Genomic DNA, 26401 nt, shown 5'->3' on the forward strand with positions numbered 1-26401 from the left:
CGAACAAAAACAGGCTCTCGCACCTATGCGGCAGCCTGTTTTTCAATTCTGTCGATATGCACGAAAGGACTGCTTCACAGAATAAATGGTACCCATCGCAGCTCCACTATAGAAAAATCCCATGAAAATCCCAGCTGATAAATTACCCGGATGACTGATAAACACGGACAAGCCCAATGCTAATGTGGTAGCCAAAGTCGACAACCAGCTGGGAGGCAAACGAAATATCCACGTAGCCAAGAGGACGACTACCAAAACGACAGGTACTGCCCAAACCGCGTCCCATATATTCGTATGAATTACAGGGAACTCTGTTAACATGGCATTCATCCTTTCTTTTTAATTAGAATGTGCGAAAAGACTCCGTTTATCCATTTTTTTCGTCACACAATTTGCCACTCAAACCCAATAAAAAAACCTCCCAGCCATAAGACCAGGAGGCTCCGCAACTACACTTCCTTAGTAGCCGCTCGGCGAATTTCTTTTCGCCGTTCATAAATATTTTGTACAATCACTTTTCCGACTGCATAAGCAGGAACCGCTACCAAGATTCCAAGGAAACCAGCGAGACTTCCCGCCACCAATAAAACCGTAATAACGGTGAGCGGATGAATATCAAGCGATTTCCCCATAACATTCGGCGTGATGAGATTACTATCTGTCTGTTGAGCGATTAATGTCACTAATGCCACCCAAATGACAAGTTTCGGCTCCTGTAAATAAGCGATCAATAAAGCGGGTGCGACAGCAATCCACGGACCGATGAACGGGATTAAGTTCATGAAAAGAGCGAGGATGGCTAATAGCAACGCATATTCCAACCCAATAATCATATAACCAATTAATATGATCGTTGCGAGAATCGCACTGATTAACAATTGTCCCTGTATGTAAGAACGCAGTACATTGTCAATATCCCCCAGTGTCTTTTTCACCCATTCGCGACGCTGGCCGGAAAACAGATTATAGACCCGCGGCGCAAACTTTTCGTGATCTTTCAGCATGAAGAAAAAGAAGAACGGAACAAGCAGCAGTAAGGCGACTGCCTGCACGAAAGACTGGATGAATAGAACAAACCACTTACCAAATTTCACTGCAAAAGACTGGATTGAGTTCACTGCTGAATTTAGCGTGTCCTGTAGCTCATCCGGTAACGGAAAGTTATCCTTTTGATTGATCACTTCATTCTTCAATTGATCTAACTGCCGAGTAAGGGCGGGTCCATTGTCCACTAGATTGTTTACCTGTTTGGTCACAATCGGTCCGATGAGCGCAACTAAAATCCAAATAGCAGCCACGAGAACAAGGATCACCGATATAATACTGCCCCATCTAGGCAATCCGCGTTTTTCAAGCAAACGTTGAATCGGTTCGGTCATGTAATACAGCAGGCCACCAAAAATCAGCGGCAGCATGATGGTCTGCAAGATGATACCAACTGGCCTAAAAATATAATTCACTTCTAAAAAATATTTGGTGATCAGAAGTACTAGTAGAATGCCAACACCTAACTGAAACCATACTTTTTTCGTCAAATCCTCACCTCTTTTTAATTCAATTATACAGTTATTTTTAGTATACGTGGTTGAGTTGCTCCTGTCGAAATTTATCTCGTAATTAGTTAGGCAGAGGCTAGTAAATCTTTCGTTAAATACCAACTTAAATTATTTTAAAATATGAAAGAATCAAAATCCCTCTTGTTCCTTCAGCCTATCATCGGTAAAATAGGTTTGTCTTGGAAAGAATGTCACTTTACCAAGGTATACAACTTAGAAAAGAAGGGATCTTATGTTACAACAGACTTGGAATCGTCTTTGGTCATTACATGATCAAGTCAAAGACGTATTCCGCTTTTTTACGGCACCAGATTCTTCAGAGATGGTAAAAGGCGGTGGCGGTGGAAAACCCATCGGCGTCAAAAATGAGGGCGGCGGCAGAGATTCGCGCAGCTATTCCGCTACACAACTGTTCGGCCTCATCCTTGGCCCATTATTATTTTGTTTGATCTTGCTCTTCTTTAAACCTGCCGATTTATCAAGTGCAGGCGTCGCCATCCTAGCTAGCACAGTTTGGATTGCAGTTTGGTGGATTACTGAAGCAATACCGATTCCGGTGGCTTCCCTGTTGCCGCTCGTACTGTTTCCTCTGACAGGCGGGCTCGAAATGAAAGAGGCTGCTTCGTCTTACGGTGATGAAACCATCTTCTTATTCATGGGCGGTTTTATGATCGCACTTGCACTTGAAAAATGGAATTTGCATCGGCGGATTGCCCTAACTATAATTTCTGCCATCGGAACGAATATGGACCGAATTGTTTTAGGTTTCATGGTAGCCACTGGTTTTCTCTCCATGTGGATATCCAATACGGCTACCGCTATGATGATGGTTCCGATTGGACTTGCCATCATCACACAAGTCACGGTTGCGTTAAAAGATAATCCGTCTATCGACACGTCCAAAGAAAACTTTGGATTCGGTAAAGCACTGATGCTTGGGATTGCATACTCCGCTTCATTGGGCGGTATTGCAACACTAATCGGGACACCGCCGAACACGTTATTAGCCGGAGCTATAAATAAAATTTACGGAATTGAGCTATCATTTGGAAAGTGGATGCTATTTGGCGTGCCATTTGCATGGGTCTTCATTTTTCTGACATGGTGGTACTTAGTAAAGATTGTCTACAAATCTCCTGTGAAGACATTGCCAGGCGGTCGTGAAGTAATTGACCAGGAAAAGAAAAGGTTAGGTCGTCCTTCTATTGAAGAGATTCTAGTATTTATTGTCTTCGTCCTAGCAGCATTTTCGTGGATTACTCGCTCTTTCCTATTATCTAAATTTATAGATGGGCTAAGTGATGGCCTGATCGCAATAGTCTTTGCGATGATTCTGTTTATCATTCCTTCTTTCAATAAAAAAGGAGATCATCTTTTGGATTGGAATACAGCTGTCAAACTTCCGTGGGGCATTTTGCTTTTATTCGGAGGCGGGCTGGCAATTGCAGCCGGTTTCGTAAGCAGCGGTCTGTCCGAATGGATCGGAACCCAGTTGATTGGGCTGAAGGGAGTCCCATTGATCGTCATCATTCTCATTGTCACGGGGCTTGTCATCTTCTTGACAGAAATCACATCGAACACTGCCACCGCTTCAATGATGTACCCAATCATGGCTTCATTGGCATTGGCATTAGGCTTCCACCCATACGCTCTAATGATCGCAGCGGGTGTAGCAGCATCTTGTGCTTTCATGCTGCCTGTTGCCACCCCGCCAAATGCTGTTGTCTTCGGTTCTGGCTATTTACGGATACCCGATATGGCCAAAGCAGGTTTTGTGCTCAATTTACTAGGCATTGTACTTGTGACACTCTGTATTTACTTCCTACTTCCACTATTATGGGGAATCGACTTGAATACGATACCCGAAGTTTTTAAAGGTTAACATATAAAAAACAGGTACTGGAGACTTCTCCGGAACCTGTTTTTCTACATTTTTCAATGCGCCACGCCTAACTTCCGTTGACGCAGCCGAATTAACAATACATACACAATAGGCACACTCGCTGAGAACAAAGTAAGCCCTGTCCAACCAGCCACCTCCCAAAGCGGACTAGTTAGCGTACTTCCTGCCGCCATGCCAACATAATAGGAAACCAGATAAAGACTGGACGCGCTCCCTTTATGATGTGTCACTTCTTTACTAACAGAAGCTGCAGTCAAGGAATGCGCAGAGAAAAACCCTAGACAGATGACGCAATAACCAATCACAATCAAAGGAAGCTTCATCGGGATGGTAATCAGACAACCTGCCATTAGCAAAACAATTGCGATCAGCCGCACCTTTCTTAACCCATACTTCGCTGCCAGTACCCCAGCTAAAGGTGCACCAATAATTCCGAAAGCATAAGCAAAATAAATATAAGAGATTTCATCCAGCGTTAATAAAAACGGTGAAGCCGTCAAATGGAAGGGAAGAAACGTCCACATCCCTGTAAAACATAGCTGCAAGACGATGCCAAGCCCAAATACGATCAATAATGCAGGATTTTTCAAATGAAAACCAAATCCCTCCATATCCTTTCGTATTGTCTCAGTACTCGGCTGAAAATTAGTTGACTTCGGCAGTACAAATAGCAACATGAAAAAGACCACCACACCAATTATCCCTAATAATTGCAAGGACAATTCCCATGACCAGCGCTCTGCTATATATCCTGTCACGAAGCGGCCGAACATCCCGCCAGTGCTGTTGAATGATATGTAGAGAGCGGTCGCCATGCTGACTACACGCCCATGAATCTCTTCATTGATATAGGCTAGCGCGGCTGCCAATACGCCAGCCATTACAAAACCCTGAAGGAAACGCAACGCCAAAATTACTGCAAACGAATGAGTTAAAAACATTGGAATAAATAAAAGAGCTGTCAGCAAGATCGACGTCTTAACAAAAACTGATCTCCCTAGCCGATCCGAATAGAATCCTAGAATTATAAGTCCGATTATCAAGCCGATTGTATTGATGGACATGGTTAAACTTGCCGTAGCTACGGATACGCCGAATTGTTTAGTTAAAATAGGAAGAAGCGGCTGCATGGCATACATGGCAGCGAAAATAAACACCGAAGCTATACCAAGCCCGATAATAATTCGCCAAAAACGAGCTTCTCGAATCGTAGATTTAGTAGGTAAACTCATGATGCCACTTCCCGTCATTAAATTTCGAATAATAAAATTATAGCATTATAAAGAGCATTTAACATGTGCTTCTGAAAATTAGGCTGAATATCAAAATGTGTTTTAGTGGAAATACGTATAATTTTCTCAAAGAATGCCACCTTACCTATTGGAGGTGGAAGACGAATGAATAAAATGGCGATGACAGCTTTAGGACTTGGCGCTCTTTTTCTAATGCGGAACAAGCAGTCACGAGAAAAACTCATGGAGCAATTCAACAACTTTGCAGGAATGAAAGATTCTCAGTAATGCCAGACATTTGTTGGACACACCAAAACCGGAAACCTCTAGAGGTCTCCGGTTTTTTTTCGGGCTAATATTTTATAGAGTTTCTTGGGTATTAAAGTGTCCCCTTTTATACTTGCTATACGACTATTCAGTATTTTTACCACTAGCCGATAATAAAGATACAGAATATTACCAGGGGAGGCAATGACATGCTAGGTCAGTGGAATGCATTAGGTTTGAATATCTTGCACAATATGAATATCCATAACCAACAAGCAATGCGATCGATGGAGCGTTTATCGTCTGGAATGCGAATCAACCGAGCAGCGGATGATCCAGCAGGATTGGCGATTTCCGAGAGAATGCGTGGTCAGATCCGCGGTCTTCAAATGGCGCAGCGAAATATTCAAGATTCCATTTCGATGTTCCAGACTGCCGAAGGTTCATTGAACGAAACGCATGATATACTGCAAAGAATGCGGGAATTGAGTGTCCAAGCAGCTAGTGACACATTGACGGATAATGATCGAAAACAATTGGCCTTGGAATTCGAAGAGTTGAAAAAAGAGGTCCAGCGCATTTCAAAAGACACCGAATTTAACACAATGCCTTTGCTTGACGGTTCCAGAGATTCATTTAAGACACAAGTAGGACCGAATGCAGGCCAGTCCATTGATTTCTCAATTGGAGACATGGGGGCTACGAGTTTAGGTATTGATGGCGCTTCGATTGAAACACGTGAGGATGCAGATAAAGCACTGGGCTTATTGGACGGAGCCATTTCTAAAGTATCTTCTGAGCGTTCGCGTATGGGAGCTTATATAAATCGTTTGGAACACGCCTACAGCAATGCCCAGACTATGGAAGAAAACTTAACTGCCGCCGAGTCACGAATTCGGGACGCGGATATCGCAAAAGAAATGATGGCTTTAACAAAAGCAAATATTTTATTGCAGGCAGGACAATACGTACTATCACTTCATATGCAGCAAGCACAATCTGTATTGCAGCTTCTACGACAATAAGTAGATGTTTTCTCTTTTTCAAAACGGGTATTTATATACCAACTACAGAAACGGAGGAGATTTCATGGAGAACAAAGATCATGGCATAGAAGATAAATTAAAAGGTGCCGGAAATAAAATTAAAGGCAGCATGAAAGACGTTGCCGGCGATGTTATGAATGACACGAAAATGAAGGTAGAAGGTAAAGTAGACAAAGCAAAAGGTGAAGCCCAACAGAAAATCGGTGAAGCAAAAGAACACTTCAGTGATTCAGAAGCGCGCCGTGATCGTTTATAAAACTCAAATTAGTAGGAGCCTGCTGTCTAACAGCAGGTTTTTTTACGTTTAAAAAAGAAAGGATCCCCACGGCAATGGAAGATCCTACTTTTCTATAACTGATCAGTATTGATTCGGGGACTATTGGGGATTGGATTAACCAGCTCTTGATCGGGTTCACCTTCCAAACTCTCACCACTAATTGTTTGTTGGGACGAACTGTCATGTGGATCAATGGAATCCGCTCTTTCTTTATCAGTCAATTTATCCACAAATAATGCAATTCCACCTTCCTTCAGATCACTGTAAAAGGTCTTGGCTTCTTGCTTCGAGAATCCCATTTTAATAAAAATGGTCAACATTTCATCCTTGCTATTGAACAATTTCCGCGTATGATCCCAAAGCGAACCTTCCTCAATTCCAACCAATTCTATTTCAGAATCATCTTCCAATATTTTCAGATCGTCCCGGACGTTGGATACGGCACACATCTGACGCTTCTTGTACCCTTGCGCCTCAAGTTCTGTTATTTTGTAAAGAACATTATCTACCGAATGGAATGTACCTGCATATTGTTTACTCGCCATTCTCGCACCTCCTTTACGTACATTATATTTTACTTCTACCCATTGCCTACTTCTTTTACACCTTAATTGAGCTGGATGGCATTCACCAATCCGCCACGTATAGTTTTTCGTCTCTTACACACGCTACTTGTATCAAATGGAAAGGAGTGTTGAAACAGTGGAAATGAAAAACAAAGTGGAGTCCGAAATTTCGAATATGAAGGAAGATAAGAAGGAACAAATCCTTCAAAACTTCAACCATTTCAAAGGGTTTTTGGCAGAAAAAGTAGAAAAAGGCGAAAACTTAGGCTTGAATGATGAACAACTCGCAAAAACGACCGAATTTATTGCGAACTACTTATCACGTCATGAAGAACCTCGAAACCGAGAGCAATATTTATTACAGGAATTATGGGATTCAGGCTCCAAAGAAGAACAACATTCTTTAGCACATATGTTGCTGAAGATGGTTCGTCAAGCATAAAAGGAGAGCGATAAGCAATGGGTGTTCAAGAAAATCCTGCTCCAAAAAATCCAGACGTCTATCGATTAATTCAAACACATCCTGAAAATTTAAATACCAATACAGTTAGTCTGTTCGATTTGCATGAAGATATGCAAACAGTCGATTCAATTTCTTTGCCTGATCAGCGGAAAGCTCAGATGAAAGAAAAAATAAACCACTCCCCCCGCTATAGTGGCGGAAGCCGTTCCTCCGATTACGGCGCTCCAATGTAATTTCCCAATCAAAAGCTGCACAGTGAACCCTCACACTGTGTAGCTTTTCCTCATTTACTCACCCAAATTGTCGATATTTCCCGGGAAATGTACGCTCGATTTCTATAATCCGATTTAAAGTTTCCATGATATACTAATGTTCGATAGGAACGGAGGTTAAATGCATATGAAACCATGGATGTATCCGCTATTCATCGTTATTGGTGCAAGTTGCTACGGCATTTTGTCGACAATTATCAAACTGGCAATCCACGATGGCTTTACAGCTTCGGAAGCTGTGACGGCACAATACTATACGGGATTTCTATTAGCTCTTATTATTTTTTTATTCGCTAAACGAAGTATGCCAAAGCTTCGAGGCAGTTTTCCTGTCTTGATTGCAGGATTATTCACAGCTATAACAGGAACAGTGTATGGGAAATCTGTCGAGTATATGCCTGCTTCATTGGCAGTCGTGCTGCTGTTTCAATTCACGTGGATTGGAATGTTATACGAGTGCGTAGCAGCTAGACGACTTCCTAAGAAAACAGAAGTAGTATCGCTGATATTTTTATTTGGAGGTACGATTTTAGCAGCCGGGCTTATTGATGTAGATGTCAGTGGAATTCCATGGCAAGGCTGGGCGTGGGGACTGGCTGCAGCATTTAGTTTTGCTGCATTCGTTACGGCCAATCAAAAGCCGGTACCTGGAATGGGCGTCGTAACACGATTGTTTCTCATGTCATTTTACGCTGCCATTGCAATTACGTTCTTCCAGTCTCCTGAAATCATTTGGAATGGAAAATTGAGTGAAGGTCTTTGGCTGTATGGAGCTATTTTGGGCGTTTTCGGCATTGTTCTTCCGATTTTTTTATTTTCCATTGGTGTTCCAAAAGTCGGCGCTGGCATGTCCTCTATTTTGAGTGCCATGGAGTTGCCAGTTGCAATTATCGCCTCCATGTTATTGCTTGGTGAACGACTGACCCTACTGCAATTTCTCGGAATTTTGCTCGTGCTGTTCGGGATGACCTTACCCGCGATGCTGCAGCGTTTTTCATTGCATAGAAGACAGCAGTTAAAACATCTGCAATAAAAGAGAGACATGTCCGCGAACGCGGACATATCTCTCTTTTATTTCTCCAATTTCACTTCAATCGGATCTAACGTCAATGTTTCATGACCTTGCCCGCTTCCTTCGCTCAAAATCACTTCAGGCGTGAAAAACAGGGATGTCGCTTGCTCATTAATTTTCCCCATCGTAGCACTCCAATAGAAGTCCTGCTCGTTTTCACTATGACCGCCATTGCCATTCACTTTATACTCGTTCCCTAAATTATCCATAACAAATAATTCTGCAGTGACCCATTCCCACATCTCACTTACAGAGCGATCGACTTTTTGGCTGTATTCAATAACAGTGGAAATATCTGTCGAACGGATTTCATTTATTGTCACTTTAATTCCATCTTTAGAAGTCGAATCTGCGACTGACTGGACTTCTCCTTTCACTTCCCTCAATATGAAATCAAAATTCCATTCGCCTTTTATTTCTTTCATTGTCTCTTCGTTTACGATACTTCTTGGTCGCCATTTGACCGTGACAACGTCTTGTTTGGAATCAAAGAATGGGGTTGATGTAATCATTCCGACATATTGGGTATCGCCTATTTTTTTTAATGAAGAGGAAGTCCCGGTAGCACCTGTTTCATATTTCACCTCTACAGGTGCATTCACTCCTGTATTCTTCCCTAATTCCTTTTCGGTTTCTACTGAATACGTAAGTGTTATTGTCTTCCCGTCATAAACAGCATGGTCCACTGCCATCGTTATGCCATTACTCGTCTGAACTTGACCAATGCCAGTCGCAAACTCTTCATATTCAGTATAAAATCCATCCTCTTCGTCATTGAAATAACTAAAAATATTATTCACAATTGGAATCTGACTGGCAAGCGTCGGGAATCCAATTCCAATCGTCGTAATGGAAGCCATTGTTATAACAGCCGCTGCCGCCACATTGCGCCAGAGTTTCGGGATCCGTCTCTTTCGATGGATTTTCTTTCTCACAAGCTGCTTCATCGCCTCTTTTTCGTCATCCGAAATTTCTATCGGCTCCATTTCCTCGTCTACATTCAATTCGTTCAGTCGCTTATAAATTGTTTTCATATGTACTCTTCCTCCCATTCACCTTTTATCAGAACCGAAAGTTGTTTCTTTCCCCGATACAGTCGATTGTCAACAGCTGCCTTCGTCACACAAAGAGATTCTGCAATCTCGCCATTCGACATATCGAGGAAATACTTCATTGTGAAAATATCCCGATCCATTTCATTCAGCTTGCTCATCGCGACCAACAGCTCTTCCTGCTCTTCTTTCGCGAGGACAATACCGGTGATATTGGTTTCACTGACGAATGGCATATTATCCATCCCCTGTTCTCGATTTCTTTTTTTCCCCACCCGACGATACTGATCAATCGCTTTATACTTCGCCACCATGCAAATCCACTTCTTGAAATCTGCAGGCCCTCCTTCAAACTGATCGCCATTCTCCCATACCGACAGAAATACATCACTGATGCACTCATCGATATCTGCATCTGTTTGCAGCGGACCAAGCACTTTATACACTACTGCTTTAACGATGGGCAAATAGGTATCTACCACATACTCAATGGCGTCTTCTTTCTTCCGTTTCAACCGCCTGATAAAATTTTTCTCTGTAGATTTCATCTGCACGTCTCCTTGATTATCTGTTCTTATTTACTACAACGAATGAGCTCGTCTATTATTCTCACGCCTAACAAAAAAAGTCCTCACATTCTATCGTGAGGACTTAATTTCCATAGGATCTTTCCAATCCACTTTACGTAATGCTGCAATCAACACGAGCAGCGCAATATCCATCGCAATGACGGAAAAACTAATAGTTAAAAATACAGATGACCAGGAACCGCCGCCTATATTGAAGGAAAACGCCATATACAGCATCATGGCAAAATGAACACCCATATACAATAGGTAGACCTGTTTCAACCGATCACGCAACAGTGTATACCCTTGCCCTTGAATCGCCGACTTCCATGTACCGAGTAAATAATAGACCACAATCACTTTCCAGACGAACAGACCTTGAGTGTAAGACATCCATCCTACATCAATCGCTTCAGATAAATTCACAAAGACACCCGGCAAGGAGATCAGCATCCCTATAAAGGCAACAATTTCCACCTTCTTTGCTACATGAAAATGTTTCGTCATCAGCCGGCCACCCGAATAAATGAGGTAGTAGCCAATTGGATCGGCCAGCAAATCGATGCCGATCTGGATGCGGAAAAAGATGAACAGATAGCCCCAGAATATCAGGCGCAGTGCTTTATTCATTCGGCACCGCCTTCGTTCTCTTCTCGATCAGTTGCTGAATCTCTTGTTTCGTAAACTGCGGATACGAGATATAGCCGACTTTCTCCTTAAAAGGCTCCTTTGTCGCTGTCTCTCCTATTATCTCAATATCGATATCCATTACGGCTCTGAATTTGAGATCGGCAGTACTGGATACAATCAACGGCTCTCCTTGTTGGAGTTCAAACGGAAACTCTACAGTTCGCACATCAACGCCTGGAGCTTCCTGCCAGTATTTCTCTTTGAAATCCCTCATTCCATCCGCAAGCGGTTTTGACAACAACCTAAGTTTCGGTGAATAAGCCTTCATAAAAAATTGATTTTGAAGCAGATCATCAAATGAAGTATGTATTGATTCAACTGTCACTACTTCTCCAGGTATCAACTGGGATTTGTCATAATCTCCGCTCGAATGAGTGTTATCATTAAACGGTGACGTCCCATCCGAAGGAGGATGCACTACAATTCTCCCGATCTGCGCTACTGTTGAAGGGCTTTCTGAAAAATGGACAGTCACCTCATGGAATATTTGCTGCTCTTGAATTTCCGGTAAATGATTGAATTGAACCGTCACTCTACGCAGGGAATAGCGGCCAAATTGATCCACTTCCGCAATTTCGCTGTCTATTCCCCATTCAGGACTGCCCAGCCAATCCCCAAGTTCTACAGATTGTACAATTGAACGATCTTCTTTATTTGCCAGATAATAAAACTGCAAAAAAGGAGACTCTTCCCACCACATATCTACATAATGATCGACAAAGATTGGCTGATCGAGCTTTTGAGACTGTGCATAAGCAAGGTTGGCAACCCACAATATTCCTGTGAGCACTAGAATGACCCAGAATGGTCTAATCTTCATCCACTCACTCCTTACAACGTTTTCAAAAACGTCACCAAATCACGTTGATTCTCCGGTACCACACCATGACCGTCGCTATACGTCTTGAACGTCACAGTTGCCCCTAATGACTCAAAATACTCCTTGCTTTCCGCTCCCCATTGGGATGGGATAACATAGTCATAATCACCGTGTGAAATGAAGATTTGTAGACTTTCAACCGGCTGCTTCGCATATTCATTCTTGACGAAATCTGGTACGTAACCGCTTAATGCGGCCACTCCTTTAAGAGTAGGTACCATGGTCAAACCAAGCGCCTGCGAAAGCACTGCTCCTTGACTGAATCCTACAACTGTCAGATGTTCAGGATCCAAATCGAACTCCGTAATCGCCTCGCGAATAAACGATTGAATGTAAACTAATACTTTATCAAACACTTCGCGATCCGGTTTGCCTTCTTCTTCAATTGTAAAGAATGCATATCCCGGAGCATGCACGATTGGTCCGCGCAAGCTGAAGATATGATGGCTTTCCTTAAATTCACCGACGAGTTGCAGCAAATCTCCTTCATGACTTCCCATGCCGTGAAGTAAAAATATTGCTGGTTGTTTCCCTATATCCGTTGCTGGTGCTGTATGCGTAAACGTAAATGGTGATTGCATATTCCTTCTCCCCTTTTCTCTTCTTTGTTTCTATAGTTTACCATACAAAAAAACGCCTGCCACGGTAAGCAGCAGACGTCTTCACTCGATTACTTTTCAGGTTTCGCTAACACTTCATCCCAGTTGATCGTTCCATCTTTCACTTGGTCTCGGCGTTCTTTTGTCATGATATCATTGGGACGCCCGCCATCCGGCCAATCTTTGTCATGATTTCCCCACTCGGGACGATCCTGTGACAAAATGTATGCTGCTAAATCGCTAGCTTCCTGATCAGATAATGTATTTTCTTGACCCACTGGCATGTTTTTCTGAACATAACCTGCCATTTTCGTCATACGGGCAATCCCTGCTCCGTCGTTAAATGAACCGTCACCCCATAATTTCGGTCCTGTATTCGAACCTGTTCCTTCTCCCGATTCTCCGTGACACGCAATACATGATTGCTGGTACAATTTCTCACCGTTGTCCACGTCCGGAGTCGGCAAATCATCAATTGTGTTTTGGTGGCGCCACTCTAACTCGGCTCCTACCGGAATACCTTCAGAAATATACGTTAAGTATGCAACCATCGCGTCTAAATCTTCATCATCCGCCGCAAATTTTTGTCCATCCATACTTCTTACCATACAGCCGTTAATTCGTTCTTCCAATGTGACCATCTGTCCAGATCTGCCAATATACATTGGATAAACTGCGGACATACCAACCATGGAAGAAACTCCTTCATCTGTTCCCGCACCGGCATGACAGCTAGTACAGGATAATTCATTAACACGTGCAATTCCATCTTCTACGGAAGCGGCCTCTGAACGTAATACATTGGATGTATCATCGAATAACAGGTGACCACGTTTAATTGCCTCCCCTTCTGGTCCGTCTGGTACATCTTCCATTGAAGGCGGATTGTGCTGAATACCAGCCACTTTTTCAGTTGGAGCTTCTGTTTCAGGAGATTCTGCCGCTTGATCCTTGTTGCTTCGGAGTTGATTGGCCATAAGAGCAATAACGACCAGACAAACTACGACAATAAAACCTAAGGTGAGCGTTGTTGTTCGTTTCATGTGAACCCCTCCTTGTACCCATATTTTCTATATTATCAGTATACTACACTTCTAATTTACCATAAATGGAAATATAGATCTATACGTTATCTAACTGAAATTCGACAAAAAATGGAACAGATTCTACATTCTTTTTATATCAGGTCGCGGAACTTATATACGCACACATTAAAACAGATGGCGGTAAAATACCGCCATCTGTTTACTCCACAATATATCCATCTCTCATCGTGATAATGCGATCTGCATAAGGTAACATCTCTTCGTCATGTGTAACCATCAACGTAGTTAAATGCAGTGTACGTGTCAATTCCTGCAACAGTTCCATGACGTCTTTTGAACGCTTCGTATCTAAACTTGCTGTCGGTTCATCCGCAAATAGGATTTTCGGACGGTGAATGATTGCACGCGCAATCGCCACCCGTTGCCGCTCTCCTCCAGATAAGGAAGAAGGATATGCGTCTTTACGGTGTTCCATATCCACTAGTTTCAATATCTCCTCTATAGCTTTTGACTGTTCTTTTTTGCTCGTTTTCGTCTCAGACACTTCGAGCATTAATTGCAACTGTTCTTCTACCGTTAAGAAAGGTACTAGGTGAGAGGACTGGAAGACGAAGCCGAAATCGGTGGCACGTATATGCCGAATATCCTCTTGGCTCATTTTCGTCATATCTTTTCCTTCAAAGATGATTTCTCCGCCAGATGCACTTTGCAAACCGGCTGCGATCGTCAAGATTGTAGATTTGCCCGAACCAGAAGGACCGACCAAAGCGGTAATTTCTCCTTCTTTCAATGTCAAATTGACACCTTTCAATATTTCCTCTTCAATCTCACCATTCGTAAACGTCTTTTTCACTTCATCAATAGTAAAAGCAGACATTTTACATCTCTCCTTGTTGAATCGCTTGAAGCGGTTCGATTTTTTTGATTTGGAAACCTGAAATCGTTGCTCCAATGAAACCAACAACTAAAAATACTCCAGACAACATAAAGACAGTATCCAGAGTCAAGTGGAACGGCATTCCTTCAGGAGCAACGATGCTGAACCCTTGGCTGAGCGCAATGGAAAGCGCTAATGCAACTACGGTAATAACAATCATCTGGTACCAGATCATCCTGAACAACGATAATGTTTTCATACCAATCGCTTTCAAAATACCGTACAATCCGATCTTTTGGACGTTCATCATATAGAAGAAAATCGCAAATAGCATTCCGCTGATGATGACGAGAAACCAAACGATCATGTTCAATGACATCTGTTCCGCACTATAACTTGGAATCGCGTTTAAGAATTCTTTATTAGAAAAAGACTCCACCCCGCTGATTGTTGGTGCGTCTTTACCTGGAATGAAGATTGCCTGCATTTCCATCACGCGGTAGATTTCTTGGTAATTTTTCATTTGAATGAACGCAACAGGTGCGTGGCTATATTTCTGCTGATCAACAAATCCCTTGACGACGAACTCGCCGCTAAATTGGTTGTTGGTCAAGACATCGCCAACTTTGATTCCTTCATCTTCAAGCGTACGATCGAGAATGATCTCGCCTTCTCTAACGTTTTGGAACAGATCGGAATCTGTAGAAGTGACGAATGCGACGCTGTGCTGTTTATCTTCCGCATCATTGACAAATCCCATTTGGATTGAGAAAGCCGTTGCATCCGGGTTGTCTGCCAATGTCTTCTTCTGTACGTCTTCATCTATTTTAGATAGGTTATACGTTTGATTGGCATCTTCATCTAAATAAAATTGTCCCGCCGGTAAATCTTTGATCAACGCTGCGTTGTCTTGTGACAATCCATTGGCAAGTCCCGAAATAATAAAAGTCAGGAAGCTTACTAGGAATATAATCGACCCTAAGATTAAAAACTTTGCTTTACTCTTCTTCATTTCTTTCCATGCAATCTTCATGGATACCGCCTCCGTGTTTTTCTTTATGCTCTTATCTTACCCAGCGAAGATGAACGGAGGATGAACTGGACATTACAATTCGTTAAGTTGAAAAACAGCGAATGGTAAGGGATATAATTTCCTATTCACATTTCATTATGTGAAAATCGAAATATTGAAGGAGTGATACAGATGATTCGATTTGAAAATGTTTCGAAAACTTATGATGGCGAGCGTTTAGTAGTAGATTCTCTCAATCTGCAGATCGAGCGGGGAGAGTTTCTTGTTCTGGTTGGTCCAAGCGGCTGCGGAAAAACAACGACCCTTAAGATGATCAATCGCTTGATCCCGCTCACAAAGGGAACAATTTGGCTCGATGACAAACGAATCAGCGACTACCCGATCCACGAACTTCGCTGGCAAATCGGCTATGTTTTACAACAGATCGCGCTCTTTCCGCATATGACCATAGAGGAAAATATTGCAATCGTTCCCGAGTTAAAAAGATGGAAAAAAGAGCAAGTACAGCAGCGAGTGACAGAATTACTGAAAATGGTCGGACTTGACCCTCACATCTACCGTGATCGCCAGCCACAAGAACTGTCAGGAGGCCAGCAACAGCGAGTAGGTGTGATACGAGCATTGGCTGCAGATCCAGACATTTTATTAATGGACGAGCCATTTAGCGCTCTTGATCCAATCAGTCGCGTTAAGTTACAAGATGATATCTTGGATCTACAGCGCACTATTCAAAAGACTATTGTTTTTGTGACGCATGACTTGCAGGAAGCTTTTAAATTGGGTGATCGTGTGTGCATTATGAATGATGGAAAAATCGAACAGGTGGCTACTCCGCAAGAAATACTAACGCGTCCCGCTTCTCCATTTGTCCAAGAATTTACTGCGACGGCTGTAGCAAGGAAGTTTTCTATTGTGGAAAATTTGGAGCCAGTTCCAGATGGTTTTTCTGCTCACTCCACTCTGCCCTTCGATAGCGAGTGGGGGTCTCTGGTGCAATCATTAGCTTCTAATGAACGAATAGCGATTGAGAAGGAAGGACAGATTGTCGGTTTTATCACGAGAGAAGGCATCCTCCGCTTTTTAGCGGAACAATCACTTGAAGGGACGGTGCCGAATGAATAATTTCATGGAAGTATTCCAAGATCGGCGCGGTCAATTGCTGGAAGCTCTTTTGGAACATATTCAAATCTCATTGATTTCCTTATTGTTTGCGGTAGTAATCGCTATTCCTATCGGTATCTATTTAACCAATCAACGAAAAATAGCGGAAACGGTCATCGGAGCAAGTGCCGTACTGCAGACAATACCTTCACTTGCCTTGCTTGGTCTTCTCATCCCCTTATTTGGTATCGGGAAAGTACCGGCAATCATTGCATTGGTTGCCTATGCCTTGCTACCGATTTTACGTAATACATACACGGGTATTAAGGAAGTCGATCCTTCATTGAAGGAAGCGGCCACTGCAATGGGTATGAATACATGGAAACGCTTGATGAAAGTCGAGTTGCCTCTTGCTATGCCTGTAATGATGGCGGGGATACGTACTTCCATGGTACTGATTGTCGGAACGGCAACACTTGCGGCGTTGATTGGAGCAGGCGGTCTCGGTGATTTGATCCTGCTTGGGATTGATCGGAATAATCCTTCGCTTATTGTGCTTGGTGCAATCCCCGCTGCTCTGCTGGCATTATTTTTCGATTATTTACTGAAGATATTTGAAGGCCTTTCATTCAAAAAAGCCATCATCGCCTTTGCGGCATTTACCGTAGCGGCAATCCTAATGGTCGCTGCACCTTTGATTGGTGGAAGTTCTAAAAACCAACTCGTAATAGGTGCAAAACTTGGTGCTGAGCCTGAGATTCTCATTAATATGTACAAACTGCTCATCGAGGATCAGACCGAACTGACAGTCGAATTAAAACCCGGACTTGGGAAAACTTCATTCGTCTTCAATGCTTTACAGTCGGGAAGCATCGATCTCTATCCTGAATTCACGGGTACAGCCTTATCTGAGTTCTTGAAAGAGGAAGCGGCCAGTAATGATCGCGAGGAAGTGTATCGGCAAGCTAAAAAGGGATTGGAAGATCAATTTGACCTAGTATTATTATCACCTATGTCTTATAACAATACGTATACGCTTGCCGTTTCAAAAACTTTCCAGCGGCAATATAATCTAGAGACCATATCAGATCTCGCTGCTGTTGAACAAGCCGTAAAAGCTGGATTCACTTTAGAATTCAATGACCGAGAAGATGGCTACTTAGGCATCCAAAAGCTCTACGGTCTGACATTCCCTTCCGTCCAAAAAATGGAGCCGAAATTGCGCTATCAAGCGATAGAAGCAGGAGAAATTAATTTGATGGACGCTTACTCTACGGATAGTGAGCTTCGAGAATATGATTTAACGGTACTGGAAGATGACAAAGAGTTATTCCCTCCTTACCAAGGAGCTCCCCTGTTACGGAAAGAGACGCTCGAACAATATCCTGAATTGCAGAAGGTACTCGATTCACTCGCGGGTCTTGTGACTGATGACGAAATGCGTGAGATGAATTATCAGGTGAACGTAGAAGAGATAAGTGCAAAGGAAGTGGCGGAAACCTTCTTGCAGGAGAACAATTTACTAAATTAATTTTATTTTTTTGATCCGCAACCAGCTCAGAGATCCCAGGTTGTTTCAGTTACCTAGCAAGCCATTCCTAGTGATCGATTCAAAGTTAAAAAGTTTAAAATCATGTGAGCGGGCTATACAGAGGATGTAACGAACAATACTAAAAAACGAGGAGAGATTTTCATTATGGCAAAACGTAACAACAACCAGGAGAACCAAAACAACCGTAGCAAAATGTCCCTTGAAGAAGCAGGTCAAAAAGGCGGAGAAACAACAGCTAAAAATCATGGCCATGAGTTCTATGAAGAAATCGGACGCAAGGGCGGAGAAGCCACTGCTCGAAACCATGACAAAGAATTCTACGAGGAAATCGGCCAAAAAGGCGGAGAAGCTCGCGCTAGACAAAACAACAATAACTCAAACAAAAACAATAATTCCTAATGGATGCTACGTGATGTAATGACAGGATTCCCCCTCTTGCATTTTACTTCACATAAGCACGAGGCTGTCCCGGAGGTCAGAAATGACTTTCAGGACAGCCTCGTTTTTTATTAATGTACAGTAAACCTTGTAAAAAGTAGTGAGGGCACTATGTCCTTTATGTCTATCTCATAATAAAAGATAGGCCAGTGGTGTAGCAACAAGAATACTTAAAATTGTACGTTGTACCCAAATAACAAGAAGCTTTGGAATACTGATTGGAATCTCTGTAGACAAAATACTAGGGATACTCGCCGAGAAAAATATAATGGATGATACACAGACGACAGCAACGACAAATTTTGATACGATTGCCGCCTCAACGACTAATAATGCCGGTAGAAACATTTCGGTGACACCAATGGCAGCCGCTTTAGCAACTAGGAATGCATCCGGCAATTGCACTAAAGCAGTAAATGGATAGAAAATATATCCTAGAAAATCAAAAATGGGTGTATACTCTGCCAATAGTATTCCGATTAAGCCAATAGATAAGATAGTCGGTAACATATTCATCGTCATGACCATACCATCACGTAAATTCACCCAAAGGTTCTTTCCGAAATTTGTTGCATTATTAGAAGCTTCCATTGCTTGTTTCCAAGCATTCTGTAGATAGTTACCCGTGATAAGTGTTTCCGGTTCCCCTGTCATACCGTTATAATATTCATCTGGTAACTTACTGATCGGCCAAATCCTTACGGTAATAGCCGTCACGAAAAATGTTACAAAGGCCGTCACAAAAAAATACAAATTCCAAACACTCATAAGATCCAATGTTTTAGCAACAATAATCATGAAAGCAACAGTTACAGTTGAAAACCCAGTTGCAATGATAACAGCTTGCTTTATTGTATACTTACCTTCCTTAAACTCCCGATTTGTAATTAATAAACCTACAGCAAAGCTTGCAACGAAGGATGCCATAGCGCTTACAGCAGAACGTCCCGGAGTTTTCCATATCGGTCTCATAACCCGTTGAAAAAGAACTCCAACAAACTCAAAAAGTCCATAACCCAGTAATAAAGCTAAAAAAACCCCGCCCAACGGAACCATTATACCGACAGGGACTACTAGTGAATCAAATAGGAACGGTCCTACATGTTCATTCATTAACCAATCAGGACCTCGTTTTGAATAGATGATAATTCCTACTGCTAAACCTATTATCTTCAGTAATGTAAAAACTAAATTAAATGTGCTTTTATTCCACGTTTTTGTTGCAAATGGATAGATCACTCCTCCTAATATAACAAGTAAAGCGTATATCGGAGTAAGAGATGGAAAAGTTGTGTTGATCCATGTAACTATGTGATCAAGAGGAATGGATGATGTTCCATCAACTTTGATTGGAGCGAAAAAAATAAATATTCCAATCAAACTAAAGCCGACAAACTTTAAGATATTGGGCACATTACTCATGGTTTGTTCTTGAAGCTTAGGATTCTCTTCTACATTTGTTGTTTGAAGATTTGGCACAGTATGTTACCTCCTTTTTTGTAAACAGCTTTTTAAAATTTCGAAATTCTCTTGGCAAAAAAATATTATTGGCAAGTTCAAGATATAAAAGACACAAGGTATGTGCAGTTTTTACTCAACATAGCCTTATGTCTCTGATCTCAAAATTCAATAGAATATACTGTTCGTTTTATACATTTTTCCCCTCTAAACCGGCTAACTCCTCTGCTGAGGCAGCTGGTGCCTTCATTTCAAATATTTCATTGATCACAGTATAATCATAGTATCCTAGACGTGCGATCGGTTTTATTTTCAAGATATCCAGTTTTCCATTTGGAAGAATGATGTCATCAGCGATATGCACGTGGGCTACTCGTCCGATAACAAGATCTACTGTGGAGACTTCATTACCAGTTGGTATTCTAATCGTCTGTACATACTCACATTCAAATTGGACCGGTGATCCGGCCACACGTGCACCAGGTGCTTCAATACAACTTTCCTTTGCTACTCCTGCTGCTTCAAATTCGTCAACGTCATCTGTAGAAGCCTTTGCGGAAATATTCACTGCTTCACGTAAATCCCAGGTAGCCATGTTCCAAACAAACCAGCCCGTTTCCTCAGCATTCCGGACGGTATCTTTTCTTCCGCCTAATATCGACTGATTAGCCGCAAACATAACCATCGGCGGGTCCCACGTAAGATTTTGATATTGACTGTAAGGCGCCAGATTGTCTACTCCATCTTTTGATTGAGTTGAAAGCCATCCGATCGGGCGCGGTATAGCACTACTTTTAAAAGGGTCATATGGCAAACCGTGATGTTCGCCTTTCTTTGGTGAATAATTCATGTATTTTCCTCCTAAGTGTATATGATATTTATGGAATAAATTGAGTTCACAAGCTTCTTATTGCACCAATCCTGTAGCTGGACCACCTCCTTTAATCACTAATAACCTAACGGAAAGCGCTTTCTTTGTTCGTTAGATTAATCCTACTCTTTTTGCAACCTACCACGCTATGGACAATATATATAACTTTAGGAAAATATAAAATAATTAGACGACAAAAAGAAAAATCTATCCAGTTTATATGGACAGATTTTAGATAGTAGGATTATTATGTGTCCTCCAAAAGCTCGGAGAATAGCCTATGACTTTTTTAAAGACCCTACTAAAATAGCCCGGGTCTGTAAATCCTACTTGTTCGGCTATTTCAGAAACCGTCATCGTAGTTCCCATAAGAAGCACTTGGGCCTCTTTAATACGTTTCCTTTGTAAATAATCTGTAAATGTACAGCCCATCTGTTTTCTAAACATCGAACTGAAATACTGGCTATTTCGGTTTACAAAAGCCGAAATATCTTCAAGAGTAATTGAAGTAGCATAATTTTCGTTGATATATTGAATAGCCTTTTTTATTAGAATAGAATTATAGGAAGTTTCTTCTTTTTCGACTTGATCGCATAATCGGTAACAAAACGATAGTATATTATGAATAATGTCAAATAATACTTCGCCTGATAATATATTGTTAAATAATTTTTTATAAAGATGTTCTTCTTCAAGCAGATATACTTTTTCTAACATGAAGCGTCTTATATGAGATAGAATATTTGTTAATCGAATACGGACATTTTCAGAATCCGGGAAACTTTCTTCTGTTATTGAATAGTTATTTACCTGATCATTAAGCCAATTTTTCAGCATCTCACGATCAATATTCCGCAAGTGCTTCATAAATTCATCGCTTTCCTCAGGGGAAAGAAAGGGATCTATTTCGGTTAAAACTAAGTTTTCAATCGGAGGAAATACGTGATTCCCTCCAAAGTAGAATCGGCGTAACAGGGCACGTTTTGCTTCCCAATACGATTGGTGTACCATCTTCGGGTTGTTATACCATTTCCCTATACTTGCAGAAAAGGAAAGACCTCTTTCACTTTTCGCTTTTTGGCAAAAGTACACTAATATTCGTCTTAACGAATGAATTGGCTCTTGATCAGAAGCCAAATATTCTCCACTAAATAACAAGACGAGATGATCTTCTACGATTAGCACAAAAGGGCGGTAAGATTGAAATTCACTATTGATAAAATGGACTAACTTGGTCAGATCCACTTCTCCTTGATTTGACTTATCAAGGCTAAGGGCTACAACCAGTGTGGGAATTTGTTGATAGCCCCAAGTTCGGACTTGGTCCAAAATGAGTGAGTCGTTGAATACTCTTCCAAATAAAAGGTCGTATGCCCATCCATGATGGATAAAGTTTTCTTTGTCTTCACTAGTTTTTTTATGTGAATTAATTACTGTATTTTTCATCGTATGTAACCATTCGTTTGTATCATAGGGCTTTATAAACAAAGCCTCCGCCTTCATATTTAATGACTGCTCAGCTGCTTCAAATGTTTTATGATGCGTATGGACAATTGTCTTTATCTCCAATTCCCTCAGTAAATTTGTTAATTGTTTTCGTGAATGGGTAAGCATCTCAAGTTCTACAATTAAAATATCCGGCTTCCAATCGAAAAGAATATCAAGACACTCTTCTTCATTGTCCGTTTCTTTTAATTGTGTTATTAAAATCTGGTTTGATAATAAAACCCATCTGATCCCTTTTCGTTCAAGTTCATCTCTTTCCGCTATAAGAATTTTCATCCATTGCCTCCTACTGATTCTTAGTAATTTTACCTTTTATTTAATGTAAATTGATAGTTTGTACAGATTAATGGTGGATCATAAAACAGGCAAAAGCAGTGAACACACTGCCTTTGCCTGTTTTTAATTATGCTTAAGTTATACTTGCGCGATACTGTCTTCTGGCTTGCATAAATAGGGTTATAGAATGCTATAAGATTCTAACTTCAATCCAGCCAAGGAACTTCAATTAACGTACGTCCGACCCACTCACGCAATACTTCATTAGTTGGGCCCATAATTGCACCCGCGCGTCCATCCCGCACAAATTTTTCCACTTGTCCCGTCATATAACCCCGACCGCCAGACACTTGCAACGCTGCATTTGTCACGTCAATGACCATATCTGCTGCATGTGTCTTCAGCTGCCATAATGGATATAAGCATTCTGATAACTCCCGGCCTTCCTTCTGACAGCGATCCATTGCCTCCGCTGTTCGATACAACATGCTGCGCGCACTATCGATCTTGATTTGCGCCTTAGCCAGCTCATGACGAATTACTTGATAATCAGCCACGGAAGAACCTGTATCCGCGTGAACGGTACGCTTTGCTCCGTTGATGGCCATATTCAATGCACCTTGCGCGATCCCTACCCAGCACGCCGCTGAACCTAGTAAGAATAAAGGATCGATCGTGTTGTCGTTGAAATAACCCATACCGCCTTCGCCACCAATACGGTTCTCAAGAGAGACTTGAACTTCCTTAAAGTTCATCGGCCCGCTAGCATTTCCACGTAAACCCATTGCATCGAATGGGAAAGCTTCCACACCTTTTTGATCGTTTTCGACTAATAAAAACATCAGATTATCCGGATCGTTTGTTTCAGGAGAAGTAGTCGCAACCAAATAAAAGTCCGCTTCTCCCCCGCTCGTCACGAAAGATTTTTCTGCATCCAACGAGTAACCGCTTTCATTCCGTTTCGCCTCACTGCCAACGTTCCAGAAGTGTCCACCAGTTGCTTTTTCACTAAACGCCAATCCTCCGACATGTCCAGCCTGCAAGCGCGGTAACAAACGCTGACGCTGTTCTTCAGTTCCAGCCTCGTAGATTGTATGAGCAGTTGTCATGTGCATCACCCAACACATCGTAGTGGATGGGCAATACTGTGCAAAAACTTCCGAAAGTACTGCAAATGCTGTGAATCCATCTTCAAGACCACCCGCCTCAACCGGTATGGTAACTGCTGAATAGCCAGCTTTCGCAACCTCACGTAAACTTTCGCGTGGATACTTTCTCTCTTGATCTGAAACGAGCGCACGGGGCAACAGTTCTTTTTCTCCTAGTACATGTGCTGCTTTCTGTAACTCTTCATGCCCTTCTGGACATGTCCACCATTGTGGTATTTCCATGATTCCCTGTTGTTGTTTTTCTTTTTCCATTACACTAATTTTCACCAAAATGTTCACTCCAATTTTTCATTAACTTGCTATTTAGTTATTCGAAAAGCTAGCTCTACTCTTTTTACTTTATCATATTTTACGTAATAGTAAAGATTCAATGTTTAAATAATTATCTGTTAATGTTAACTTAAACTGTATACTCAGCGTCCGTATTATAAATACGATCAATTTATTAATTTTATAGTTTTCCAATAAAAAAAGAACCATCCGAGATAAAAATGACTTCTCGGATAGCTCTATGGTTGGTCAGTTTAACAAATAAATTAATATTCACATCACAATCAGCACTAGTCTCTTATTCTTCTTTGCAATTCCCCGGATGCTCGAAACGAAATGTCACAGATAGCACCATTTGTCATCGTAACTGTACGTTTCTTTTTATCCAATTCATTTACATGTTGCAGATTAATCAGAAGGCTCTTATGACACCGATAAAAAGAAGTGCTCGCTTCTTCAAAATCTTTTAATCTGCCGTAAAACTCATAATATCCATTCTTCTCATATACGGTAATCTTATGTGGAATCGTAGAGGTTTCGAAATAATAAATATCCTGAAGCCTTATATTTTTAATGCGCTCCCCAATTTTTATTTGAATAACTTCTGATGAGTCCACTTCACCAAGTTGCGTGTATTTTACAAATGCGCTCTCTAATGCTTCTTTAACTTGTGAGGCGATTTGATTGGGTGTATCTTTCACAATGAAATCAAGTGCTGCCAATTTATAAGTAAATGTAAGTTTCAAACGATCCGCATGAGTTGTAATAAAAATAATAGTGGCTAACGGATCTTTTTTCCGAATAGTTACGGCCAAGTCCATCCCATCCAGATGATGATCCAACTCAATATCCAGAAAGTAACAGTCAGCCTGATAATGATCAAGATAAGTTAGTACGTCGTCCGGCGTGCTTGTACACAAGACCACTTCAATACTTGGTTCGTGAAAACTTGCATAGTTCATAATTTCTTTGTAGATAAACTCTTTCTGAACTGGATTGTCTTCACATATGATAACCCGCACTCATATCCCTCCCTGCGATCATAATTTCATGAATAAACCATTGGTTTTCAACACGCGTATTCCAAGTAATATTCGGATAATCGGATAAGATTTTCCTAGCGGAAGACAAGCCCATTCCTCTATCTTCCCCTTTCGTTGAATACCACTCTGCAAATATTTGTTGAATATTCATCTCGCTATCTGACAGTCTATTCTCGATCACGATGACGACCTGGTTATTCACGGATAGAAAAGCCAAGTTAATTTGAGGAGAGTCTAAAGCGGTCGATGCCTCGATTGCATTATCCAAGAGAATTCCCAAAACTCGCGACAGATGAAGACGATTCATAGATATATCTTCAATCACATCTGGAACCTCTACAGAAATAGGTATCGACGATTCATCAGCAAGCAATAATTTGGTGGAAATCAGTCCTTTTAATTCAATTATCTGTAAACGGTCGAGCTGGCTAAACAATTGATTTTTAAACAAGGTTCGTTGCTCTGCTTTTATAATTTGTTCCTCAAAATATTTTCTTAGCCCTGTTACATCTTCATTTTCAATATAGCCACGCAATGAAAGCAGTATATTTGCGTGGTCGTGTCGGAAAATCTGCATGTCTCGATTCACTTGTTCAAGTGATTTCATGTATTGAGTGAACTGTTGCTGCTCTATTAGCTTTTCGTTTATGTCTTGATCTTTCACCATCGTATGTAAAACAATTCTGGTAAGGCTTATCATAATCACAAAATAAAAAAGCAGAATTACTAAATTCGTTGCAGAAATTTGGATATCGTCTTTTTCTGCAGGCAAAAACACCAAAACATAAAAGACTATGCTGGTACTAACCGCAACGAGTAATAATACCAATTGAGAACTCTTAGATAGAATAATTCGATGTTCGTAGTGAGTTAAAAACTTTTTGTACACCACAACAATCGCAGCAATTTGCACCACGATTAACCCAATATGAGTGACTAGCGATAAATGAAAGGTATACACTAAAAATAGAGCAGTATATTCTGCTAGAATGCTGCAAAGATGGATAAAGAGTAAATGAAAAAAGACCATTTGCTGTCTAGAAAACAAGAAAAATAGTCCGCCAATTAAAACGACACTGACAACCATTGAAAGCCAAAGTGACTGTGGATAGATAGCGGCCAAAACGGTGACAAATGTGTTAACAACCAAGCATAAAATCAATCGCTTTATCGTTAATTGTAAATTCATAATATAAAACAGAGACCCATATATGATAAAGAAATTGAATAAACCAAAGAGGAAAAACAAAGTTGTCATTTTATCACCTCTATATTTTGCTGTTTATGTCTTTAGTAGTTACGTTCAAGATGTATTTG

Annotated in this window: 28 protein-coding genes; 10 read left to right on the top strand and 18 right to left on the bottom strand. The window is 41.3% G+C overall.

Annotated elements, in window-relative coordinates:
- Positions 1 to 42: 42 nt before the first annotated feature.
- Both B5D59_RS08430 and B5D59_RS08435 read right to left on the bottom strand, forming a co-directional pair.
- On the bottom strand, positions 43 to 321 hold the full coding sequence (locus tag B5D59_RS08430; RefSeq protein ID WP_245799487.1) for a hypothetical protein: 279 nt from the start codon (positions 319 to 321) through the stop codon (positions 43 to 45).
- 128 nt (positions 322 to 449) lie between these two features.
- Positions 450 to 1535 (bottom strand): AI-2E family transporter, encoded by a 1086-nt coding sequence (locus B5D59_RS08435; protein ID WP_078817614.1) that lies wholly within the window; start codon positions 1533 to 1535, stop codon positions 450 to 452.
- A 253-nt stretch (positions 1536 to 1788) separates the two neighbouring features.
- Here B5D59_RS08435 and B5D59_RS08440 point away from each other — a divergent pair, with 253 nt between their 5' ends.
- Complete coding sequence (locus B5D59_RS08440) at positions 1789 to 3438, top strand: SLC13 family permease (RefSeq protein ID WP_009766553.1); 1650 nt, start codon at positions 1789 to 1791, stop codon at positions 3436 to 3438.
- A 53-nt stretch (positions 3439 to 3491) separates the two neighbouring features.
- Here the strand turns inward: B5D59_RS08440 and B5D59_RS08445 are convergent, their stop codons facing one another.
- Positions 3492 to 4691, bottom strand: coding sequence for an MFS transporter (locus B5D59_RS08445; protein ID WP_245799488.1), 1200 nt, complete (start codon positions 4689 to 4691; stop codon positions 3492 to 3494).
- A 165-nt stretch (positions 4692 to 4856) separates the two neighbouring features.
- Here B5D59_RS08445 and B5D59_RS18545 point away from each other — a divergent pair, with 165 nt between their 5' ends.
- The 3 genes from B5D59_RS18545 to B5D59_RS08455 all read left to right on the top strand — a co-directional run bounded on the left by B5D59_RS18545 (position 4857) and on the right by B5D59_RS08455 (position 6260).
- Entirely contained in the window at positions 4857 to 4979 is a 123-nt protein-coding gene (locus B5D59_RS18545; protein WP_281250657.1) for a hypothetical protein, read from the top strand.
- A gap of 188 nt (positions 4980 to 5167) precedes the next feature.
- Positions 5168 to 5983, top strand: a complete 816-nt coding sequence (locus B5D59_RS08450) for a flagellin N-terminal helical domain-containing protein (RefSeq protein ID WP_078817616.1) — start codon at positions 5168 to 5170, stop codon at positions 5981 to 5983.
- 64 nt (positions 5984 to 6047) lie between these two features.
- Positions 6048 to 6260, top strand: coding sequence for a CsbD family protein (locus tag B5D59_RS08455; protein WP_078817617.1), 213 nt, complete (start codon positions 6048 to 6050; stop codon positions 6258 to 6260).
- Between the two features lie 92 nt (positions 6261 to 6352).
- Here the strand turns inward: B5D59_RS08455 and B5D59_RS08460 are convergent, their stop codons facing one another.
- Entirely contained in the window at positions 6353 to 6826 is a 474-nt protein-coding gene (locus B5D59_RS08460) for a YflT domain-containing protein (protein WP_078817618.1), read from the bottom strand.
- Positions 6827 to 6962: 136 nt separating this feature from the next.
- Between B5D59_RS08460 and B5D59_RS08465 the strand changes: the two genes are divergently transcribed.
- The 3 genes from B5D59_RS08465 (at position 6963) to B5D59_RS08475 (ending at position 8615) form a co-directional block, all read left to right on the top strand.
- The gene (locus B5D59_RS08465) at positions 6963 to 7289 is read left to right on the top strand and encodes a DUF3243 domain-containing protein (RefSeq protein WP_009766560.1); all 327 of its coding nucleotides are present in this window, start codon (positions 6963 to 6965) and stop codon (positions 7287 to 7289) included.
- Positions 7290 to 7306: 17 nt separating this feature from the next.
- Complete coding sequence (locus tag B5D59_RS08470) at positions 7307 to 7543, top strand: hypothetical protein (RefSeq protein WP_009766561.1); 237 nt, start codon at positions 7307 to 7309, stop codon at positions 7541 to 7543.
- A 160-nt stretch (positions 7544 to 7703) separates the two neighbouring features.
- Complete coding sequence (locus tag B5D59_RS08475) at positions 7704 to 8615, top strand: EamA family transporter (RefSeq protein WP_009766562.1); 912 nt, start codon at positions 7704 to 7706, stop codon at positions 8613 to 8615.
- 38 nt (positions 8616 to 8653) lie between these two features.
- Here B5D59_RS08475 and B5D59_RS08480 read toward each other — a convergent pair whose 3' ends face one another.
- The 8 genes from B5D59_RS08480 to B5D59_RS08515 all read right to left on the bottom strand — a co-directional run bounded on the left by B5D59_RS08480 (position 8654) and on the right by B5D59_RS08515 (position 15400).
- Positions 8654 to 9688, bottom strand: a complete 1035-nt coding sequence (locus B5D59_RS08480; RefSeq protein WP_009766563.1) for a DUF4179 domain-containing protein — start codon at positions 9686 to 9688, stop codon at positions 8654 to 8656.
- Positions 9685 to 10254 (bottom strand): sigma-70 family RNA polymerase sigma factor, encoded by a 570-nt coding sequence (locus tag B5D59_RS08485; protein ID WP_078817620.1) that lies wholly within the window; start codon positions 10252 to 10254, stop codon positions 9685 to 9687. Before B5D59_RS08485 ends, B5D59_RS08480 begins: the two co-directional genes overlap by 4 nt.
- 90 nt (positions 10255 to 10344) lie before the next feature.
- Positions 10345 to 10905: a hypothetical protein gene (locus tag B5D59_RS08490; RefSeq protein WP_009766565.1), complete on the bottom strand. Its 561-nt coding sequence runs from the start codon at positions 10903 to 10905 to the stop codon at positions 10345 to 10347.
- On the bottom strand, positions 10898 to 11785 hold the full coding sequence (locus B5D59_RS08495) for a hypothetical protein (protein ID WP_078817621.1): 888 nt from the start codon (positions 11783 to 11785) through the stop codon (positions 10898 to 10900). The genes B5D59_RS08490 and B5D59_RS08495 overlap by 8 nt, the downstream gene beginning before the upstream one ends.
- Positions 11786 to 11796: 11 nt before the next feature.
- Positions 11797 to 12426: an alpha/beta hydrolase gene (locus B5D59_RS08500; RefSeq protein ID WP_078817622.1), complete on the bottom strand. Its 630-nt coding sequence runs from the start codon at positions 12424 to 12426 to the stop codon at positions 11797 to 11799.
- Positions 12427 to 12515: 89 nt separating this feature from the next.
- Positions 12516 to 13487 carry a c-type cytochrome gene (locus tag B5D59_RS08505; RefSeq protein ID WP_009766568.1) on the bottom strand — a complete coding sequence of 324 codons (972 nt, stop codon included), beginning with the start codon at positions 13485 to 13487 and terminating at the stop codon, positions 12516 to 12518.
- 202 nt (positions 13488 to 13689) lie between these two features.
- Positions 13690 to 14367 (bottom strand): ABC transporter ATP-binding protein, encoded by a 678-nt coding sequence (locus tag B5D59_RS08510; RefSeq protein ID WP_078817623.1) that lies wholly within the window; start codon positions 14365 to 14367, stop codon positions 13690 to 13692.
- Between the two features lies 1 nt (position 14368).
- Positions 14369 to 15400, bottom strand: a complete 1032-nt coding sequence (locus B5D59_RS08515; protein ID WP_009766570.1) for an ABC transporter permease — start codon at positions 15398 to 15400, stop codon at positions 14369 to 14371.
- A gap of 171 nt (positions 15401 to 15571) precedes the next feature.
- On the opposite strand from B5D59_RS08515, the gene B5D59_RS08520 reads away from it, so the two are divergent.
- The 3 genes from B5D59_RS08520 to B5D59_RS08530 all read left to right on the top strand — a co-directional run bounded on the left by B5D59_RS08520 (position 15572) and on the right by B5D59_RS08530 (position 18452).
- Positions 15572 to 16522 (top strand): ABC transporter ATP-binding protein, encoded by a 951-nt coding sequence (locus B5D59_RS08520; protein WP_078817624.1) that lies wholly within the window; start codon positions 15572 to 15574, stop codon positions 16520 to 16522.
- The gene (locus tag B5D59_RS08525) at positions 16515 to 18032 is read left to right on the top strand and encodes an ABC transporter permease/substrate-binding protein (RefSeq protein ID WP_009766572.1); all 1518 of its coding nucleotides are present in this window, start codon (positions 16515 to 16517) and stop codon (positions 18030 to 18032) included. The genes B5D59_RS08520 and B5D59_RS08525 overlap by 8 nt, the downstream gene beginning before the upstream one ends.
- A gap of 165 nt (positions 18033 to 18197) precedes the next feature.
- A complete protein-coding gene (locus B5D59_RS08530; protein WP_009766573.1) occupies positions 18198 to 18452 on the top strand; it encodes a KGG domain-containing protein in 255 nt (84 codons plus the stop codon).
- Between the two features lie 168 nt (positions 18453 to 18620).
- Here the strand turns inward: B5D59_RS08530 and B5D59_RS08535 are convergent, their stop codons facing one another.
- From B5D59_RS08535 to B5D59_RS08560, 6 genes are all read right to left on the bottom strand, one after another.
- The gene (locus B5D59_RS08535) at positions 18621 to 19970 is read right to left on the bottom strand and encodes a YjiH family protein (RefSeq protein ID WP_176132536.1); all 1350 of its coding nucleotides are present in this window, start codon (positions 19968 to 19970) and stop codon (positions 18621 to 18623) included.
- Between the two features lie 169 nt (positions 19971 to 20139).
- Entirely contained in the window at positions 20140 to 20799 is a 660-nt protein-coding gene (locus tag B5D59_RS08540; RefSeq protein ID WP_009766575.1) for a flavin reductase family protein, read from the bottom strand.
- A 252-nt stretch (positions 20800 to 21051) separates the two neighbouring features.
- Positions 21052 to 22602 carry a helix-turn-helix domain-containing protein gene (locus B5D59_RS08545; RefSeq protein ID WP_009766576.1) on the bottom strand — a complete coding sequence of 517 codons (1551 nt, stop codon included), beginning with the start codon at positions 22600 to 22602 and terminating at the stop codon, positions 21052 to 21054.
- A 206-nt stretch (positions 22603 to 22808) separates the two neighbouring features.
- Positions 22809 to 24038: an acyl-CoA dehydrogenase family protein gene (locus B5D59_RS08550; RefSeq protein ID WP_245799492.1), complete on the bottom strand. Its 1230-nt coding sequence runs from the start codon at positions 24036 to 24038 to the stop codon at positions 22809 to 22811.
- A 293-nt stretch (positions 24039 to 24331) separates the two neighbouring features.
- Positions 24332 to 25063, bottom strand: a complete 732-nt coding sequence (locus B5D59_RS08555) for a LytR/AlgR family response regulator transcription factor (protein ID WP_078817625.1) — start codon at positions 25061 to 25063, stop codon at positions 24332 to 24334.
- Positions 25044 to 26342: a sensor histidine kinase gene (locus B5D59_RS08560; RefSeq protein ID WP_078817626.1), complete on the bottom strand. Its 1299-nt coding sequence runs from the start codon at positions 26340 to 26342 to the stop codon at positions 25044 to 25046. The genes B5D59_RS08555 and B5D59_RS08560 overlap by 20 nt, the downstream gene beginning before the upstream one ends.
- Between the last annotated feature and the right edge of the window lie 59 nt (positions 26343 to 26401).

The sequence above is a fragment of the Sporosarcina newyorkensis genome, assembly GCF_900167515.1.
GTDB classification, from domain to species: domain Bacteria; phylum Bacillota; class Bacilli; order Bacillales_A; family Planococcaceae; genus Sporosarcina; species Sporosarcina newyorkensis.